Source organism: Streptomyces sp. Inha503 (assembly GCF_047215865.1).
Classification (GTDB): Bacteria; Actinomycetota; Actinomycetes; order Streptomycetales; family Streptomycetaceae; genus Streptomyces; species Streptomyces lycopersici.
The window spans coordinates 4,596,377-4,613,539 of record NZ_CP178360.1 but is presented as its reverse complement, the minus strand read 5'-3'; the positions used below and the strand labels follow the sequence as shown (position 1 = coordinate 4,613,539).

Below are 17,163 nucleotides of genomic sequence, written 5' to 3'. Positions count from 1 at the left end.
ACCCGGTAGTCCGGCCGCGAGCCCGGTGGTCCGGCCGCGAACCCGGTGGTCCGGCCGCGAGCCCGCTGGTCCGGGCGCGAGCCCGTAGTCCGGGGGTCTCGCGGGGGCATCACCGGTTAAAGTGATGGGCTCGTGGTCGCGGTGGGATCTGGACGATCTGGGGGGATCGGTGACAAGCGTCGTCTTCGTCCACGGCACGGGGGTCCGGGCCAAGTCGTACGAGAAGGGCCTCGCGCGGGTCGTGAGCGGCCTGGGGCGGGTGAGAGCCGATATCAGGGTCGCCCGCTGCTTCTGGGGCGAGGAGCACGGAGCCTCGCTGGGGCTCGACGGGGCGTCGCTCCCGGTGCGCACGAAGAACCGCGGCGTCGGCGGTGACGGCGCGTTGGACGAGGACGATCCGCTGGCCGTATGGGCGCTGCTGGAGGTCGATCCGCTCGCGGAGCTGCGGGAGTTCGCGCAGGCGGCGCACGACGGCGGCGAGGAGACGGGCTTCGCGCCCGGCCGCGTAGACCCCTGGGAGACCGTCGCCGACAAGGTGCGCGGGCTGACGCTGGAGCCGGTGGCGCCCGGGGCGGGGCCGGCGGCGGCCGACACCGGGCAGACCGGCGGCAGTCTGCCCCGGCTCGTCGCGGATCTCGCACCGCATCTCGACGAGGCCGCCGGCCGCGTGGCCGACGAGATCTCCGGCAGCCTGGGCGGCACCTCGCCCGCCTACGGCATCGAGCCCATCGCGGCCCGCGCCGTGTACGCGCTGGCCGTCCAGCTGGCCGAGGACCCGTACGGCGACGACGAACCGCTCGCCGTGGACGGCGCCGACCGCGACACGCTCGTCGGCGCGCTCGGCGATCAGCTGGGCGGCACCGACCGGGGCGGATTCGCCGCCGGTGCCGCGAAGGGCGTCGCCGTACGGGCGCTCAACTCCTACCTCTCGCCGCTCTCCTCACTGGCCCACACCTTCCGGGGCCCGATCACCACCAAGTCCGTCCCGGCCAGCGGCGACATCCTCCGCTACCAGGTGCGCGGCGCCGGGGTGCGCGCCGCGATCCGGGCGGCGGTGCGCGAGGCGGTCGAGGCGGGGAACGGCCCGGTGGTGCTGCTCGCCCACAGCCTCGGCGGTATCGCCTGTGTCGATCTGCTCGCCGAGCCCGATCCGCCCGCCGGGGTGGAGCTGCTGGTGACGGTCGGCTCCCAGGCGCCGTTCCTCTACGAGCTGGACGCGCTCACCGCGCTGCGCCGCGGCGAACCGCTGCCCGGCGCCTTCCCCCGCTGGATCAACGTCTACGACGAGCGGGATCTGCTCGGCTTCGTCGGGGAGAAGGTCTTCCCCGGCCGGGTCACCGATCTGCGCGTCAACACCCGCCAGCCCTTTCCGCGCGCCCACACCTCGTACTTCGCCCACCAGCGGCTGTACGACCTGCTGGCCCCGGAGCTGCCGAAGTGACAGCGGTGGAGCACGACTGGCGCCGCACTCACGCCGTGATCGTGGCGGTCGAGCAGTACAGCGGCAGCGACGGCTGGACCCTCGACGGTCCGGTGAACGACGCGCTCGCGATGCGGAGGTGGCTGACCGGGCTCGGCGTGCCGGCGGAGAACATCCGTCTGCTGGCCTCGCCCACGGAGGGGAACAAGGCCGCCGTGGAGGCGGCGGACCGCGACTACCGCCCGGCGGACGGCCCCGTCATCCGTAAGGTCTTCATGGAGGAGCTGAGCTCCCTCGACGCGGACCGGCTGTGGATCTACTGGGCGGGGCACGGCGTACAGGCCCCGGGAGGCGGCTGGAGCCTGCTCTACCCGGAGACCCGGGACCGGGACATGCGGGGTCTCGACGCGCTGAACCTGATGACGCTGCTGCGCACCGAGCATCTGCCGAAGCGGGGCGTGGACCGGGTCACCGTGATCATCGACGCCTGCTGGCAGGCCCTTCCCCTCCGCACCCACATGATGGTCGCCAAACCGGACGAGCTCACCACGAAGCCGGTGATCAACAACGCCCGCGACATCTACTGGATGCGCGCCTGCCAGCCCGGGGCGGTGTCTAAGAACCAGCAGGGCGCGGGCCTGTTCACCGCCGTGCTGTTACGGCAGCTCGAAGCGGCCTCCGCCGGTGGTGTGGCGCCGGACCTCGACCGGGTGTGGCAGGGGGTCCAGGACGAGTTCGAGCGGCTGGGCCGGGAAGAGGGACTGCGGCAGTTCCCGACCGTGCACATCAGCAAGGGGCACGGGAGCGGCGGGGACATCCCGCTCGGCCCGCCCCCTTCGCCGCTTGACGAGCAGCAGCGGCGGGAGCGCGGCAAGCTGATCCACGCGATCGGCGCGCTGCTGGGGGAGCGTCCCGGCCGTGCGGGGGAGGTCGTCGTCGGGCTCTGCGAGCAGTTCACCACCGACCCGCCGGCCACGACGCCCCCCTCGGCCGAGGAGCTGGTCGACTGGGCGCTGGAGAACCCGCACGGCACCGTCACCCTCCTCGCGGAGCTCAGCGCGCCGGCCCCGGTCCGCACGGAGATCCGCAAGGCGTGCCACGTCCTCCAGAGCCAGTGGCTGACCCGCGCCGAGTACGCGGAGCTGACCGGGCTGCTGGAGCGGCTGGGGCAGCGGGGGCGGTGCGACCTGGCCGAGGAGGCCCGGGCGCTGTTCGGCCTGGTCGATCTCCCGTTCCACGATCCGGCCCGGCTCGCCGACGCGCTGGAGGAGCTGCTGCCCAAGCCGGACCAGCTCCCCCAACTGCTCAGGATCGTGGAGCGCTTCGCGGCCGTCGACGACGGACCGGTCGCCGCCGATCTGCGCGCCTGGTCGCTGCGGTGCGCCGAACGGCTGGGGCTGAAGGGCCATCTGATGGAGCGGCGCGGCGAGGCCACGGAGTACGCCGAGGCCGTCAAGGCGGCCCGGCTCGACCAGGACCAGGGGGCACCTCCCGGCGGTAGCCGGGGGAGTTTCCAGATCCGGCTCCACCCGTCCACCGGGCCCGGACAGCGGCGTGCGTACGAGGTGTGGACGCGGCGCGGCCAGGACGTCCACGCCCTGGCCAAGGTGGACACCCCGGCCTCACTGGACGAGATACGGGGCGGCCTCGAAGCCCTGCTGAGCGCCCAGCCCTACGCCCCGGACACCCTGGTGGAGTTCTTCGTCTCCGCCACCGACCTCGAACTGGCCGTGCACCAATGGCAGTTCGCCCAGCCCGTCAAGCGCCATCTGGGCACGGACTATCCGGTCGTCATGCGCTGCACCGAATTCCGCGAACCCCAGCGCCACGATCTGTGGAAGCGCCGCTGGAACCGGGTCGGCACCGCAGGGACCCAGGAGCTGCGCTGGCTGCCGGGCCATATGGACTGCGGTGAGGTGTACCGCGTCGTCCAGCAGTCGATGGACACCCCGGGCGCGCTGACGACCACCCCCGCACGGGCCCGGGCGGACCTGTTCAACGCCTGTCTGTTCGGCGGGGTGCCCGTCCTCATATGGCACGGCGAGGCGGAACCGTCCATAGCGGAGGACGAGATACGCGAGCTGCTCGGCGATGAGCGGCCCCTGCGCTCCCTTCCCCAGCGGCTGCGTGAGCTCCGGTCCGACAGCGACCCCTACAAGAGCCACCACGGCAGCCATATGGCCCTCCTGTGGGACGATCCGCACCGCCCGCTCCCCGATCAACTCGACCTGTCCGCACCCTGAGGAGAGACGAAGAAGATGGCACAGGACTGGAGGCTCTTCCAGGGCGGCGACACCCGGCCCCACAAGGTGGAGACCTGGCCCCCCGCCCCGCCGTGGCGGCGCTTCGGCGATGACGCGCGGCGCCGGGACAAGGACCGGGACGAGGAGCGGCCGCTGCCGTACCTGATCTCCGACGAGGACCGCGACGTCGTCAACATGGCGCTGCATCTGCACCGCCCGCTGCTGGTCACCGGACGTCCCGGCACCGGCAAGTCGACCCTGGCCCACGCCATCGCCCGCGAGTTGATGCTGGGCGAGGTGCTGCACTGGCCGGTCAACAGCCGCTCCACGCTCACCGAGGGCCTCTACTCGTACGACGCCGTGGGCAGGCTGCGCGAAGCCTCCCTCAAGCGGCGCGCCGACGAGAGCGCCGGGACCGAGCCGGACATCGGCGACTATCTGCGGCTCGGCCCGCTCGGCACCGCGCTGCTGCCGGCCGAGAAGCCGCAGGTGCTGCTCGTGGACGAGCTCGACAAGGGCGATGTCGACCTGCCCAATGACCTCCTTACGGTCTTCGAGGAGGGCGAGTTCGAGATCCCGGAGCTGGCCCGTCTGGGGGAGGGGAGGGAGGTTCAGGTGCAGTACGCCGGCTCCCGGGAGAAGGTCGGGATCACCGCCGGCTGGGTCAGCTGCTCCGTCTTCCCCGTCGTGGTCATCACCAGCAACGGCGAGCGCGAGTTCCCCCCGGCGTTTCTGCGCCGCTGCGTCCGGCTCGACCTCAAGCAGCCCGACGAGGCGCAGCTCCAGAGGATCGTCACCATGCATCTGGGCGAGGAGGTCGGCGCGCGGGCCCAGGAGCTGATCGCGGACTTCGTGTCCCGGCGCAACGAGCGGGAGCTGGCCACCGACCAGCTGCTCAACGCGGTCCGGCTGCGGTCCTCCGGGGTGCGGGTCGACCAGGACGTCCTCGACAAGCTGTTCCGCTCGCTGAACGAAGTCGACGCACAATGATCGAGCGGCTGTGCGCCCTGCTGGAGGACGCGGGGGTCGAGCTCTCCGAGGTGGAGCTGCGCGACGTCCTGTGGTTCGCCGCCACCACCGCCCCGGCGCGGGGCGAAGGGGACGGCGACGAGCCACCGCCGTCCCGGCGTTCCGCCGCTCCCGCCTCCGGCGCGGCCGACGGCGAGGACGAGGCGAAGGGCGCCCAGCGGCAGCCCCCCGGGGCACTCACCCCCGGTGAACCCGAGCCAGGACCCCTCGTCCCCGCCGGGCTCTACGCCCCCGGCGCCGCGCGCCCCGCCGCCGCCCGCCCGGCCCGCGCCGTCGGCGTCCGGGGCGTACGGGCGCTCCCCGGGACGCGCCGGCTCTCCCGCGCGCTGCGGCCGCTGCGGCGCAGTGTGCCGTCCCGTACGTCCTTCCGCGTCGACGAGACCGCCACCGCCGAGTGGATCGCCGAGACCGGTCTGCCGGACGTGGTGCTGCGCCCCCGCCCGGAGCGCTGGCTGAGCGTCGCGCTCATCGTGGACGACGGCCCGTCGATGGTGCTGTGGCAGCAGCTCGCCGCCGAGGTGCGCGGACTGCTGGAGCGGCAGGGCGCCTTCCGCTCCGTACGGAGCTACGGCCTGGACAGCTCCCACGAGGACCGGCCGGTGCTCAGGGCGCGCCCGTACGCCCCCGGCGCCCCGCGCCGCACCGCCCGCCAGCTCACCGACACCTCCGGCCGCACCGTGATGCTGGTCCTCTCGGACGGGGTGGGCCCGGGGTGGCGCGGTGGCGCGATCCCGCGGCTGCTGCGCCGCTGGGCCCGCCACTCGCCGGTGGCGGTGCTCCAGCCGCTGCCCGCGCGGATGTGGCCGGAGCGCGGTATGCCCACCCAGCGGCTGCTGGTCGACGCGGGCGGCCGCGAGGGCGCGCCCGGCCGCGCGCTGACGGTGCGCCATCCGGTGCTGCCGCGCGGCCTGGTGTCGTACGACGGCACGACACCGGTGCCCGTGCTGGAGCTGGCCGAGGGCGAGCTGGGCAGATGGGCGGCGCTCACCGGTACGGGCGGCGGCGGCGAGCCGCTGCCGGTGATGCTGCTGGACGGCGCCGAGAAGCCGGTGGCCGCGCGGGCCACGGCCCATGTCCCCGAGCCGACGGCCGGGGAGCGGCTGCGCCGCTTCCGCGCCGCCTCCTCGCCCGAGGCCCAGCGCCTGGCCGGGGCGCTGGCCACGGTCCATCCGCTGACCCTGCCGGTGATGCGGCTGATCCACCAGTCGGGCGCGGGCCGCGGGGAGCGCTTCCACCCGGCGCAGCTGGCCGAGGTGTTCCTGGGCGGGCTGCTGCGCGGACGGGAGGGGAGCGCGGAGGAGTACGAGTTCCACCCCGGCGTCGCGGATCTGCTGCTGGACGCGGTCCGGACGTCGGACGCGCTGGAGACGGCGGCGCAGGTCACCGAGTTCCTGCTGCACCGCCAGGGCAGCGGCCCCGAGTTCCGCGCCCGGCTCTCCGGCGACCACGGGGACTCCCGCGTCGCCGAGGAGGCCCGCCCGTTCGCGGCGGCGTCACCGGAGCTGCTGTCGCGGCTGGGGCTGGTGGAGGACGCGGCGGAGGAGGAGCCGCCGTCGCGGCCGAAGGCGCCGGAACGGCAGCCGGTGGTACCCGCCGCCGCCTTCCCGCCGCGCTCCTACACCTCCGAGCGCGTCCAGCCGCCGGTGATCGCGGTGGTGCGGCGGATCGCGGCGGACGACGGGCTGCCGAAGTCGGTGCGTGACCACGTCGAGAAGATGCTGGACGAAGCCGATGAGCGGAACGAGGAAACCGGCTGGTTCGGCGTGCGGGTCCTGCCCGACGTGGCCGAGCAGCTCATCGACGCCGGGTGGCGGGAGCATGTGGACGACCTGCGGGAGACGGCCCGGGAGCAGATCGAGGGGCTCAGGTCCCAGGACGACCTCGAATCCCGCAATCTCCGTGGGCATCTGGCGCTCACTCTGAACTATCTCGGGGAGCACGACGAGGCGGAGCGCGAGCTGCGCGAGGTGGTCGCGGCCTCGGGGAGGGTGCACGGCGTCGAACACGACTACACGCTCTTCGCCCGCGGCTACCTCGTCGAGCTGCTGAGCGACGCCGGTCGGACCGAGGCGGCGGAGGAGGAGTGCCGCACCCTGATCGAGGCATGGGAGCGGCGGGAGGGCGACGACCACCGCAAGCACGCCGAGGCCAAGCACCTGAGGCGTGGGCGCCTGCTGTTGGACCTCGAGCGAGTGGCGGAGGCCGAGGAGGAATTCCGGATCGCGGTGTCCAGCGCGCGGGAACTGTACGGGCTCACCAGCTTTGACACCGTCAACGCGCGTGCCTGGCTGTCCACCGCGCTGCGGCGGCTGAAGCGATTCGACGAGGCGGAGGCCGAGATGCGGGCGGCGGCCGACGAATGCGCCGCGTCGGCGGAGTCGGAGGTGGACCCGCCCCTGATGACGGCGCTCTTCACGCTCGGCGACATCCTGGACCTCAGGCAGCGCGGCGAAGAGGCGGAGGCGCTGTGGCACGACCTGGTCCGCAGGACGTCGGAGGACCTCAGCCCCACCCACTGGCGGGTGCGCCGGGCGCGTCGCAACCGCATCAACTGCCTGCGCGGCCTGGGGCGGTACGAGGAGGCGGAGTCAGAGGCCGACGCGCTGGTGGCGGAGACGTTCGCCGCCGTCGGGGAGCGGCACGACGAGTCGCTGACCGCACTGCGGATGCGCGCGATGGTCCTGGACGACCAGGGGCGGCACGACGAGTCGCTGGCGGCCTGCCGTGACCTTCTGGAACGGCAGACCGCCGTGCTCGGGGGCGAGCATCACAACACCCTCAACACCCGGCACCAGCTGGCGACCAGCCTGGGGAGGGCCGGACGGCATGAGGAGGCGCTGGCGGAGTACACCGAGGTGCTCCAGGGCCGCCTCCGCGTCTCGGGACCGGACGCCCAGGCGACGCTGGTGGCGCGCTACAGCCGTGCCGGGGCCCTGAAGCGCGTCGAGCGTGTGGCGGAGGCCGAGCGGGAGTACCGGCTGACCATGGAGGGGGAGGCCCGGGTGCTGGGTCCGGACGACCCGAGCGCGCTGCTGACCCTCGTCCAACTGGCCGCCCTGCTGCGCGATCAGGAGCGCTACGAGGAGTCCGAATCCCTGTTCCGCCGCGTGGTCGAGGGGCGCACCCGGTCCATGGGGGCCGAGGCCAAGGAGACGCTGGCGGCCCGGCACAGCCTGGGCAATGTGCTCAACAAGCGGGGCCGGTTCGCCGAGGCCGAGACGGAGATCCGGGAGACGCTCGCGGCCCGCCGGCGCGTCCTGGGGCCGGAGCACGTCAACACCCTCTGGACCCGGTTCAATCTCGGCACCACCCTCAAGGGCCTCGGCCGCCTCGACGAGGCGGAGGCCGAATGGCGGGCCGCGCTCGAGATCTGCGAGCGCGTCCTGAGCGACGAGCACAACTGCACCGTGCGGACCCGCGAGGCCTTGGCCGGGCTGCGGGAGCCCGGGGACGACCAGGACCCTCCCGGCGTGTCGCTCATCTGAGCGCACCCCCTCTCGTTGTATCCAAAAGGCGAGACAATGGGCCATGACGGGGCGTGATTCTCGCCACTCTGATCGGGCCTTCGCTCAGATGAGCGGCCTCCGAGGGGTGAACCGGTGGTGTCCCGCTGCGCTCACCTCTCCAATGCGTGGCACTCAGTGCCACCCACTTGATGTTCGACACCTCGAACCATCGGTTACGTATAGTGAAATTCCAAGCGTCCATCACGGGCGGAGGGTGGGTGTGTGTTCGAGGCTTGAAGGCATCTCATAAGGGCCTCATTCGCGCGCCGCACTTTCGAACACGTGGCAGGCGGGTGGTTACAGCCGTATGACGGTGGAGTGGACCTGCTCAGGGGCCTTTGATCTGGGTACGCTCCCCGCCGTCAGGGCAGCCGAGCCGAGGAGATCGAGTCCCGTGCCGGAAACACAAGATCAGCAGAAGTTCGTTTACGACTTCACCGAGGGCAACAAGGATCTCAAGGACCTGCTCGGCGGGAAGGGGGCCAACCTCGCCGAGATGACCAATCTCGGTCTCCCCGTGCCACCGGGCTTCACCATCACCACTGAGGCCTGCAAGGTCTACCTGGACAGCGGTGCGGAGCCCCCGGCCCTGCGCGACGAGGTGAGTGCGCACCTCGACGCCCTCGAAGCGAAGATGGGCAAGAAGCTCGGCCAGGCGGACGACCCCCTCCTCGTATCCGTACGGTCCGGCGCCAAGTTCTCGATGCCCGGGATGATGGACACCGTCCTCAACATCGGCCTCTCGGACCAGTCCGTGGCCGGGCTCGCCGCGCAGGCGGGTGACGACCGGTTCGCCTGGGACTCCTACCGGCGCCTCATCCAGATGTTCGGCAAGACCGTGCTCGGCGTGGACGGCGACCTCTTCGAGGAGGCCATCGAGCAGGCCAAGCAGGCCAAGGGCGTCACCGTCGACGTGGACCTCGACGCCGCCGACCTCAAGAAACTGGTCGGCGAGTTCAAGGAGATCGTCGCCAAGGAGACCGGCCGGGGCTTCCCGCAGGAGCCCCGCGAGCAGATGGACCTCGCCGTACGAGCCGTGTTCGACTCCTGGAACGGCGACCGCGCCAAGCTCTACCGCCGTCAGGAGCGCATCCCCCACGACCTCGGCACCGCGGTCAACATCTGCTCCATGGTCTTCGGCAACCTCGGCCCCGACTCGGGCACCGGCGTCGCCTTCACCCGCGACCCGGCCAGCGGCCACCAGGGCGTCTACGGCGACTACCTCCAGAACGCCCAGGGCGAGGACGTGGTCGCGGGCATCCGCAACACCGTGCCGCTGGCCGACCTCGAACAGATCGACCAGCGGTCCTACGACCAGCTGATGCAGATCATGGAAACCCTCGAGACGCACTATAAGGACCTGTGCGACATCGAGTTCACCATCGAGCGCGGCAAGCTGTGGATGCTCCAGACCCGCGTCGGCAAGCGCACCGCCGGGGCCGCCTTCCGGATCGCCACCCAGCTGGTCGACCAGGGACTGATCGACGAGCCCGAGGCGCTGCGCCGGGTCAACGGGGCGCAGCTCGCACAGCTGATGTTCCCGCGCTTCGACCACGAGGTGGCCTCCGGCGACACCGTCCAGAAGATCGGCCGGGGCATCGCCGCGTCCCCGGGCGCCGCCGTCGGCAAGGCCGTCTTCGACTCGTACACCGCCGTCAAATGGTCGCGCTCGGGCGAGAAGGTCATCCTCATCCGCCGCGAGACCAACCCCGACGACCTCGACGGCATGATCGCCGCGGAGGGCATTCTGACCTCGCGCGGCGGCAAGACCTCACACGCCGCCGTCGTCGCCCGCGGCATGGGCAAGACCTGTGTGTGCGGCGCCGAGGAGCTCGAGGTCGATACCAAACGGCGCCGGATGACGGTGCCCGGCCGGGACGGCAAGGACGGGATCGTGATCGAGGAGGGCGACATCGTCTCGATCGACGGCTCCTCCGGCAAGGTCTACCTCGGCGAGGTCCCGGTCGTGCCCTCGCCGGTCGTGGAGTACTTCGAGGGCCGGATGCACGCGGGCGCCGACGACGCCGACGAGCTGGTCGGCGCGGTGCACCGGATCATGGCGTACGCGGACCGGGTGCGCCGCCTGCGCGTACGGGCCAACGCGGACAACGCCGAGGACGCCGCCCGCGCCCGCCGGTTCGGTGCCCAGGGCATCGGGCTGTGCCGCACCGAGCACATGTTCCTCGGCGAGCGCCGGGAGAAGGTCGAACGGCTGATCCTCGCCCACACCGAAGAGGAGCGGGACACGGCGCTGGGCGAGCTGCTGCCGCTCCAGAAGAACGACTTCGTCGAGCTCTTCGAGGCGATGGACGGCCTCCCGGTCACCGTCCGGCTGCTCGACCCGCCGCTGCACGAGTTCCTGCCCGACATCACCGAGCTGTCGGTGCGCGTCGCGCTCGCCGAGTCCCGCAAGGACCACAACGAGAACGATCTGCGGCTGCTCCAGGCCGTGCACCGGCTCCATGAGCAGAACCCGATGCTGGGCCTGCGCGGGGTGCGGCTGGGCCTGGTCATCCCCGGGCTGTTCGCCATGCAGGTACGGGCGATCGCCGAGGCCGCCGCCGAGCGCCTGGGCGCCAAGGGCGACCCCCGGGCCGAGATCATGATTCCGCTGGTCGGCACGGTGCAGGAGCTGGAGATCGTCCGCGAGGAGGCCGAGCGGGTCATCGCGGAGGTCGAGCAGGCCCGGGGCGTGAACCTCAAGCTCACCCTCGGCACCATGATCGAGCTGCCGCGCGCCGCGCTGACCGCCGCCCAGATCGCCGAATCCGCCGACTTCTTCTCCTTCGGCACCAACGACCTCACCCAGACCGTCTGGGGCTTCTCCCGGGACGACGTCGAGGCCAGCTTCTTCACCGCCTACCTGGAGAAGGGCATCTTCGGCGTCAGCCCGTTCGAGACCATCGACAAGGACGGCGTCGGCTCCCTCGTCCGCGACGCCGCCCAGGCGGGCCGCGCCACCCGCCCCGACCTCAAGCTGGGCGTCTGCGGCGAGCACGGCGGCGACCCGGAGTCCGTCCACTTCTTCCACGAGGTGGGCCTGGACTACGTCTCCTGCTCCCCGTTCCGCATCCCCGTGGCCCGCCTGGAGGCCGGCCGCGCGGCGGCGAACGGGCGGTAAGACCACCGGAGCCGGCGCCGGGAACACCCACCCTCACCCCCGGCGGCGGCTCCGGATCTCAAAGGGGGCGGCACCTTGTGCGGAGGTGCCGCCCCCTCGTTCACATCTTCACAGTTGCATCTCCTCTGATCGGGCCTGCCGCGTGGCCTCCTCGTAGGCGCGCAGCAGCCGCTCCCCGGTCTCGCACTTGGCGCCGGGTATCCGGCAGGACAGGCAGCCCGCGGCGTGTTGGATCGCCGCACGCCATGCCTCGTCGGCGAACGGGTCCTTGGTCTCTTCGGCGGTCTGCTCGGGGGCCGTCACCGGCCGTCGCTCCGACCATCACTGGCGGCGGCGAGCAGGGCGCGGATCAGCGCCTTGTGCAACAGCCGCGGGTCGGTCAGGTACCCGTCGCGGGTGAACGGGACTCGCCAGTGCGAGCCGGGCCGGGCGAGCCGGTCCACGGGAGGAACGCCGAGGTAGGTGGCGACGCCTTCGACCGCACCGAGGATGTGGACGCGGTAGAGGTTCCAGGCTGCGGCGGAGCCGGGGGTGATGAGCCAGTAGAGGGTGTTGCAGCGGTCCTTGATGACGGCACCGGACTGGGCGCCGAGGACGCGGAGGGCGTGCTCGCCGATGTCCTCGGGCACACGGACCGCGTCCCACCATGTGCCCGTGGGTAAGGCTGTGGTCTGTGACCCGGTGGGTGGTGTCCACGCCGGGGTGTTGGTCGTCATGGGCGGCTCCGTGCACGGTCTGTGTACTGACCGTCACATGGTGGCTACCCGCAAGCATCTGTGCGTTGCCCAACTGGCAACGCACAGATGCTTGACCGACTACGGAACGTGCGCTAAACGCCGCACCACGCTGCGAACTCTCGCAGACGCTCGTCCGCGCGCTGCCGCGCCCGCAACAGCGTCGCCACCGTTTCGTGCGCCGAATGGTGATAGCGCGTCAACTGCGACGACGCCTCACGCGCCGCGCGCAACGAATCCAGCGCAGCGTCGTGCTGCGCCGTCCATGCCTCGGCGCGGGCCCGGTCGATCCAGTAATGCGCCGCCCGCGTCGGCGGATAGTCGTCCGGCAGGCTCACCCGAAGGGCGTGGTCCAGTGCCTCCGCGTGCTCATCCCGATCACCGGCCGCTGCGATCTGGTGCAGCCGAACGTTCAGCGGACCGAAGGCCAGGGCGTAGTCTCGCGTTTCGCCTGTTTCGCCTGCCAGTTCGGCGGCTTCCCCGAGCCAATCGCCAGCCGCGCCGTCGTCGCCATCGCGTGCGGACAGTACGGCGGCTCGGAGCTGAAGCGTGCCCCGCACCGCTCGGGTGGCACGATCGCCGTCGTCGTCCAAGTCCCGCAACGCATGCCGCATCAGCGAGATCCCCCGGTCCAAACGCGAGTTGTCCGCCGCCATCTGCGCGCGCTCGTACCGCTCGATCGCGACCTGGCGAGGGTCGCCGGACTGCGGTGCGGCGACCGCCATCCGGGACAGCGCGAGACGAGCCAGATCCATGTAGCCGAGGCGATACGCGACGATCGCCGCAGTGCGTGAGACTTCCGCCTGTAGATCATGGGCTCGCTCCCTGCGATGACCTGGCGGTGCCTGCACCTGGGTGGCGATCGCGGCCTCGCTGATCAGGCCCGGCAAGCGTTCCGCGATCTGAAGGAACTCGGCCTTCACTCGGAGCTGTACGAGTTGCGCGGTCTCAGCCTCCAACGTCTCGAGGGGGCGGGCAGGCGGGCCGTCGTCCGGTGGGATGTCCCAGTCGTCGAACGAGGTACTGATCGGAGTGAGCAGGGCGTCCAGTTGATCTTTCTGGAGGGCCTGGATGTAGGGCTGGCCCCGCAAGACGGAGACGCCCACGCCGAGCGCACGGGCGACGGACGCGATGATGGGTTCGCTGGGGTATCGCTCGCCGGTCTCGATGCGGGAGAGCTGACTGGTGGAGACGTGGGCGCGACGCCCGAGTTCAGAGAGGGAGTAGTCACGGATGAGACGGAACTCGCGGATGCGTGCGCCGATGCTCTCTGTGGACGTGTCGGTGCTGCCGGGCATGATGACTCCCGTCCTGTGCTGACACTCAGAACGGTACCCGCGGCTGCGGCAGTGGTGCCTCCGACTCGGCACCGTCGCAGCGGTTCGCCCGGGCGAGCGCGTAGTAGCCGATTCCGCCCACCACCAGGCCGACCAGCCAGGCGATGTCGGCACCGCCGAGTGGTTTCACCAGGGGGCCCACGTAGAGGCTGCTGTTGACGAACGGCAGCTCCGCCGCGATGGACACCGCGTAGAGGATGACCGCCCCCCAGTTGCACCGTCCGTAGCGGCCGTCCGGCTCGAAGAGGGCGGAGATGTCGTAGTGGCCGCGCCGGACGAAGTAGTAGTCGGTGAGGTTGATGGCCGTCCACGGGATGAGCAGATACAGCAGGAACAGGGTGATGTTGGTGTAGGTGGTGATCATGCTCCCGCTGGACAGGATGGCGAGGACCGCCCCGACCAGGGTGAAGCCGATGACGAAGAGCGCGCGGGCGAGCGCGGGGGAGCGCAGCCTGTCCTTGCGGGAAAAGATGCTGAGAGTGGAGAGGAAGGCACCGTAGGCCCCCTCGGCTCCGGCCGGGATCATGGACATCAACAGGGCGAAGACCACCAGGCCGCTGATGGCCGGGTAGCGGTCGGCGAGGAAGCCGATCGCGTCCGAGTTCAGCGCCTTGTCGTTGACCGCGGCGGCCATCGCGCCGATGACCATCGTGGCCGTACCGCCCACCGCCGAGCCGAGGTAGGTGTACCAGAAGGTGGTGCCTCTGGGGGTGCCCTCGGGCAGATAGCGCGAGTAGTCGGAGACGTAGGGCGCCCAGGTGACCTGCCAGGAGACGGAGATCGAGACGGCGAGCAGCACCGTGCCCGGCGTGGCCGGGGAGCCGGAGTTCGGCAGATGGGCGGGCAGGTGGGTGGCGAGCTGTACGAACAGTGCCAGGAACACGATCCCCGAGAGCACGGAGATCACCCGCGCGGTGGCGTGAATCAGCTTGTAGCCGACCAGCGCGACCAGCAGGTGTAGCACGCAGAAGACCACGATGCCCGCGGACTTGGGCATGCCGGTCCAGCCGGCCAGCGCCCCGCCGCCCACCAGACCGCCCTCGACGGAGAAGCCCAGGTACATCAGGACGACGATGAAGGAGGGCAGCGCCCCGCCGAGAAACCCGAACTGGGCCCGGCTCTGGATCATCTGCGGGACGCCGAGTTCGGGCCCCTGCACGCTGTGGTAGGCCATGAAGACGCCACCGACCAGGTTCCCGATGACGATCGTGGCGATGGCCCACTTCAGGTCGAGGCCGAGCGTGACCGCCACCGCGCCGGTGACCACCGCGGTCATCTGCACATTGCTGGAGAACCAGAGGGTGAGCTGATGCCACGGCTTGCCGTGGCGCTCGGCGGCCGGGATGTGCTCGATGCCGTGCTGTTCGAGGGTCGGTGTGGGGTCCGGGCGTGGCCCCTCGGCGTCGTTGCTCATCGTGGCTCCTGGCCGAGGTGGGAGGACCGGCGGGCGGCGGCGACCGCGGCCGCGATCTGGGTGAGGGACGAGGCGTGCTCGGCGCGCTGTGCGCGGGGGCCCAGCAGGCTGGACTGTTTGGCGATGACCACGTTCCGTTCGGGATCGAGCCAGAGGTACTGGCCGAAGATGCCGAGGCCGAGGAAGCTCCCGGAGGCGTCGCCGGTGATCCACCACTGGTTGCGGTACGACCCGTTCGGGTGGACCTCGCGGAAGTCCCCGTCCGGGGCCACCCCGGGCGGTGCACCGGCGCGGGTGGCGCGGACCCATGCCTCCGGGATGACCCGAGTGCCGCCGACTGAGCCGTTGTCCAGCACACAGCGCCCGAAGCGGGCGAGATCGCGCGCCGTCGCGTTGACCCCGGCGCAGGCGTAGGGGGTGCCCTCCGGGTCGGTGGTGACCAGGGCGTCGTGTTCGGCGCCGATGCGGGACCAGATCCGGTCGGCGATCACCTCGGGGTAGGGCTGTCCGGCGGCTCGTTCGAGGATCCAGGCAAGGACGTCGGTGGTGGCCGAGCAGTACTGGGTGGAGCGGCCGTGCGGCCCGTCCGGTTCGAGCCTGGCCAGGAAGGCCCGCACGGCCGGGTCCTCGGGGTCGCGCGGGCGCCAGCCGGAGGCGCGGTCCAGCGCCTGCACCTCGGAGGCCGGATCACGGTAGTCATGGTTGAACCGAAGCGAGACCGACATGTCCAGGACCTCGCCCACGGTGGCGGTCCCGTACGCCGAGGCGGCGAGTTCGGGCACATACGAGTCGACCGGGGCGGACAGCGTGAGGCGGTCCTCGTCCACCAGACAGCCCGCGGCCATGCCCGCGACCGACTTCGAGATCGACATCAGGGCGTGCCGCCGGTCCGGCCGCCCCTCGCCGAAGTACCGCTCGAACACGATGTGTTCCCCGTGGAGCACCACGATCGCGTCGGTTCGGGTCCGCTCCAGGAACTCCGCCACCGTGATACGCGCCCCGGCCAGGTCGACCTCGGCGTCCTCCAGCGGAAGGGGCGCCTCGGCGAACGCGCGGTGATCGCCGCGTCCCCGCGAGATCACGGCCGTCGGCAGGAACTCCTCGACATGGTTGAAGGCCCACTGGTTGACCGGCGGTTCGAGCCAGTCCCCGAGTGTGGGAGGCGGAGAGGCGGGTGTCATCGCGGACATAGGCGGATGCTCCGGGGGAGTCGACGGTGAGGGGGTCTCCATCGTCCTGAGCTCGGAGCATGCTGTCTAATACCAAAAATGCCGGGATTCCCATGCCGATATGGCATGATGCCGCGATGGAGATCAAGCGCCTGCGGTACTTCCTGGCCGTCGTTCGCGCCGGTACGGTCACTGCGGCGGCCGAGCGGCTCCATCTCGCCCAGCCCGCGCTTTCCCGGCAACTACGCAACCTTGAGGACGAGTTGGGGGTCGTGCTGTTCGACCGCTCCGGCCCGCGCCTGCGGCTGACCAGTGCCGGCCGGCAGCTCATCGACAGTGCGACGGACCTGGTCAGCCGCGCCGACCAGATCGAGTCGGTGGCGCACCACATGGCGCACGGCGGGCTGCGTCGCGTGGTCGTGGCCGCCTCGGAAACCACGATCCACGAAGTGGTCGCCCCCTTCGTGGCCCGGCTGTCGTCCACCGACCCGTTCGTCTCGATCCGGGAAGTGCCCGCCCAGCAGGTGCCCCAGACGGTTGCCGAGGGGGCCGACCTCGGCGTCGCCGCGACCGCGCCGGTCGCCCATGGGCTGAGCTGGCAGCCGCTGACGGACGTCCCACTGCGCGCCTATGTCGCCGCCACCCACCCCTGGGCCGTCCAGCGCCGCGGAAGCGTGGAGCTCGCCGAGCTGGTCCGGGAACCCCTCGTGCTGCTGACCGGTGAGCACCCGGCCAGGGCCGTACTGGACCAGGCGGTCGTGGCGGCGGGTCTGGCCTTCGCGCATGTGGAGGAGAGCTCCACCGCGCGGATGATCCAGGCCCTCGCCGCCGCCGGAGCCGGTGTCGGCGTCGTCACGGACCTGCCGCATTTCTCCGCCCATCCGGTGCTGATCACCGCCCCCGACGGAAACCCGCTGCGGCTTGCCCTGCACGCCTGCTGGTCCACTCAGCACTACGCGGCCCCCGCGATCGCGTCCTTCGTCGCCGGCCTCGAGGAATTCGCCACCACTCATGTCCGCCCGGCGGCCTGGCGGCTGGACGCGGGCGGGGGCGCCGGTCATGGGCTGCCTTCCCGACCATGACGAGGGCGGCACCGCGGCACATTCGGGGCGACATCGCGGCCCGGGGCTCCGGATCTCAAAGGGGGCGGCACCTTGTGCGGAGGTGCCGCCCCCTCTCACTCCCCCCAC

11 protein-coding genes are annotated in these 17,163 nt (G+C 71.5%); 6 read left to right on the top strand and 5 right to left on the bottom strand.

The window, feature by feature from the left end; genetic code table 11:
* The first annotated feature begins 169 nt into the window (after positions 1 to 169).
* The 5 genes from ACJX2R_RS19315 (at position 170) to ppdK (ending at position 11,319) form a co-directional block, all read left to right on the top strand.
* A complete protein-coding gene (locus tag ACJX2R_RS19315; RefSeq protein ID WP_413101148.1) occupies positions 170 to 1,441 on the top strand; it encodes a hypothetical protein in 1,272 nt (423 codons plus the stop codon).
* The gene (locus tag ACJX2R_RS19310; RefSeq protein ID WP_413101147.1) at positions 1,438 to 3,663 is read left to right on the top strand and encodes a caspase family protein; all 2,226 of its coding nucleotides are present in this window, start codon (positions 1,438 to 1,440) and stop codon (positions 3,661 to 3,663) included. The genes ACJX2R_RS19315 and ACJX2R_RS19310 overlap by 4 nt, the downstream gene beginning before the upstream one ends.
* Positions 3,664 to 3,678: 15 nt before the next feature.
* Positions 3,679 to 4,653 (top strand): AAA family ATPase, encoded by a 975-nt coding sequence (locus tag ACJX2R_RS19305; RefSeq protein WP_413101146.1) that lies wholly within the window; start codon positions 3,679 to 3,681, stop codon positions 4,651 to 4,653.
* Positions 4,650 to 8,177, top strand: a complete 3,528-nt coding sequence (locus ACJX2R_RS19300) for an SAV_2336 N-terminal domain-related protein (RefSeq protein ID WP_413101145.1) — start codon at positions 4,650 to 4,652, stop codon at positions 8,175 to 8,177. The genes ACJX2R_RS19305 and ACJX2R_RS19300 overlap by 4 nt, the downstream gene beginning before the upstream one ends.
* Positions 8,178 to 8,592: 415 nt before the next feature.
* Positions 8,593 to 11,319, top strand: a complete 2,727-nt coding sequence (ppdK, locus tag ACJX2R_RS19295; protein ID WP_413101144.1) for a pyruvate, phosphate dikinase — start codon at positions 8,593 to 8,595, stop codon at positions 11,317 to 11,319.
* A gap of 108 nt (positions 11,320 to 11,427) precedes the next feature.
* Here the strand turns inward: ppdK and ACJX2R_RS19290 are convergent, their stop codons facing one another.
* The 5 genes from ACJX2R_RS19290 to ACJX2R_RS19270 form a co-directional block, all read right to left on the bottom strand.
* Complete coding sequence (locus ACJX2R_RS19290; protein ID WP_413101143.1) at positions 11,428 to 11,622, bottom strand: hypothetical protein; 195 nt, start codon at positions 11,620 to 11,622, stop codon at positions 11,428 to 11,430.
* Positions 11,619 to 12,035, bottom strand: coding sequence for a hypothetical protein (locus ACJX2R_RS19285; RefSeq protein ID WP_413101142.1), 417 nt, complete (start codon positions 12,033 to 12,035; stop codon positions 11,619 to 11,621). The genes ACJX2R_RS19290 and ACJX2R_RS19285 overlap by 4 nt, the downstream gene beginning before the upstream one ends.
* Positions 12,036 to 12,148: 113 nt before the next feature.
* Positions 12,149 to 13,351 (bottom strand): helix-turn-helix domain-containing protein, encoded by a 1,203-nt coding sequence (locus ACJX2R_RS19280; protein WP_413101141.1) that lies wholly within the window; start codon positions 13,349 to 13,351, stop codon positions 12,149 to 12,151.
* Between the two features lie 25 nt (positions 13,352 to 13,376).
* Complete coding sequence (locus ACJX2R_RS19275; protein WP_413101140.1) at positions 13,377 to 14,804, bottom strand: purine-cytosine permease family protein; 1,428 nt, start codon at positions 14,802 to 14,804, stop codon at positions 13,377 to 13,379.
* Entirely contained in the window at positions 14,801 to 15,994 is a 1,194-nt protein-coding gene (locus tag ACJX2R_RS19270; protein ID WP_413101139.1) for a serine hydrolase domain-containing protein, read from the bottom strand. Before ACJX2R_RS19270 ends, ACJX2R_RS19275 begins: the two co-directional genes overlap by 4 nt.
* A gap of 116 nt (positions 15,995 to 16,110) precedes the next feature.
* Between ACJX2R_RS19270 and ACJX2R_RS19265 the strand changes: the two genes are divergently transcribed.
* Complete coding sequence (locus ACJX2R_RS19265; RefSeq protein WP_413101138.1) at positions 16,111 to 17,055, top strand: LysR family transcriptional regulator; 945 nt, start codon at positions 16,111 to 16,113, stop codon at positions 17,053 to 17,055.
* Positions 17,056 to 17,163 lie beyond the last annotated feature (108 nt).

Bases quoted from the DNA above. Each gene is read 5' to 3' on its own strand.
- ACJX2R_RS19275 (WP_413101140.1), bottom strand. From the start codon at position 14,804: ATGAGCAACGACGCCGAGGGGCCACGCCCGGACCCCACACCGACCCTC.
- ACJX2R_RS19270 (WP_413101139.1), bottom strand. From the start codon at position 15,994: ATGTCCGCGATGACACCCGCCTCTCCGCCTCCCACACTCGGGGACTGG.
- ACJX2R_RS19265 (WP_413101138.1), top strand. From the start codon at position 16,111: ATGGAGATCAAGCGCCTGCGGTACTTCCTGGCCGTCGTTCGCGCCGGT.
- ACJX2R_RS19305 (WP_413101146.1), top strand. From the start codon at position 3,679: ATGGCACAGGACTGGAGGCTCTTCCAGGGCGGCGACACCCGGCCCCAC.
- ACJX2R_RS19280 (WP_413101141.1), bottom strand. From the start codon at position 13,351: ATGCCCGGCAGCACCGACACGTCCACAGAGAGCATCGGCGCACGCATC.
- ACJX2R_RS19300 (WP_413101145.1), top strand. From the start codon at position 4,650: ATGATCGAGCGGCTGTGCGCCCTGCTGGAGGACGCGGGGGTCGAGCTC.
- ACJX2R_RS19285 (WP_413101142.1), bottom strand. From the start codon at position 12,035: ATGACGACCAACACCCCGGCGTGGACACCACCCACCGGGTCACAGACC.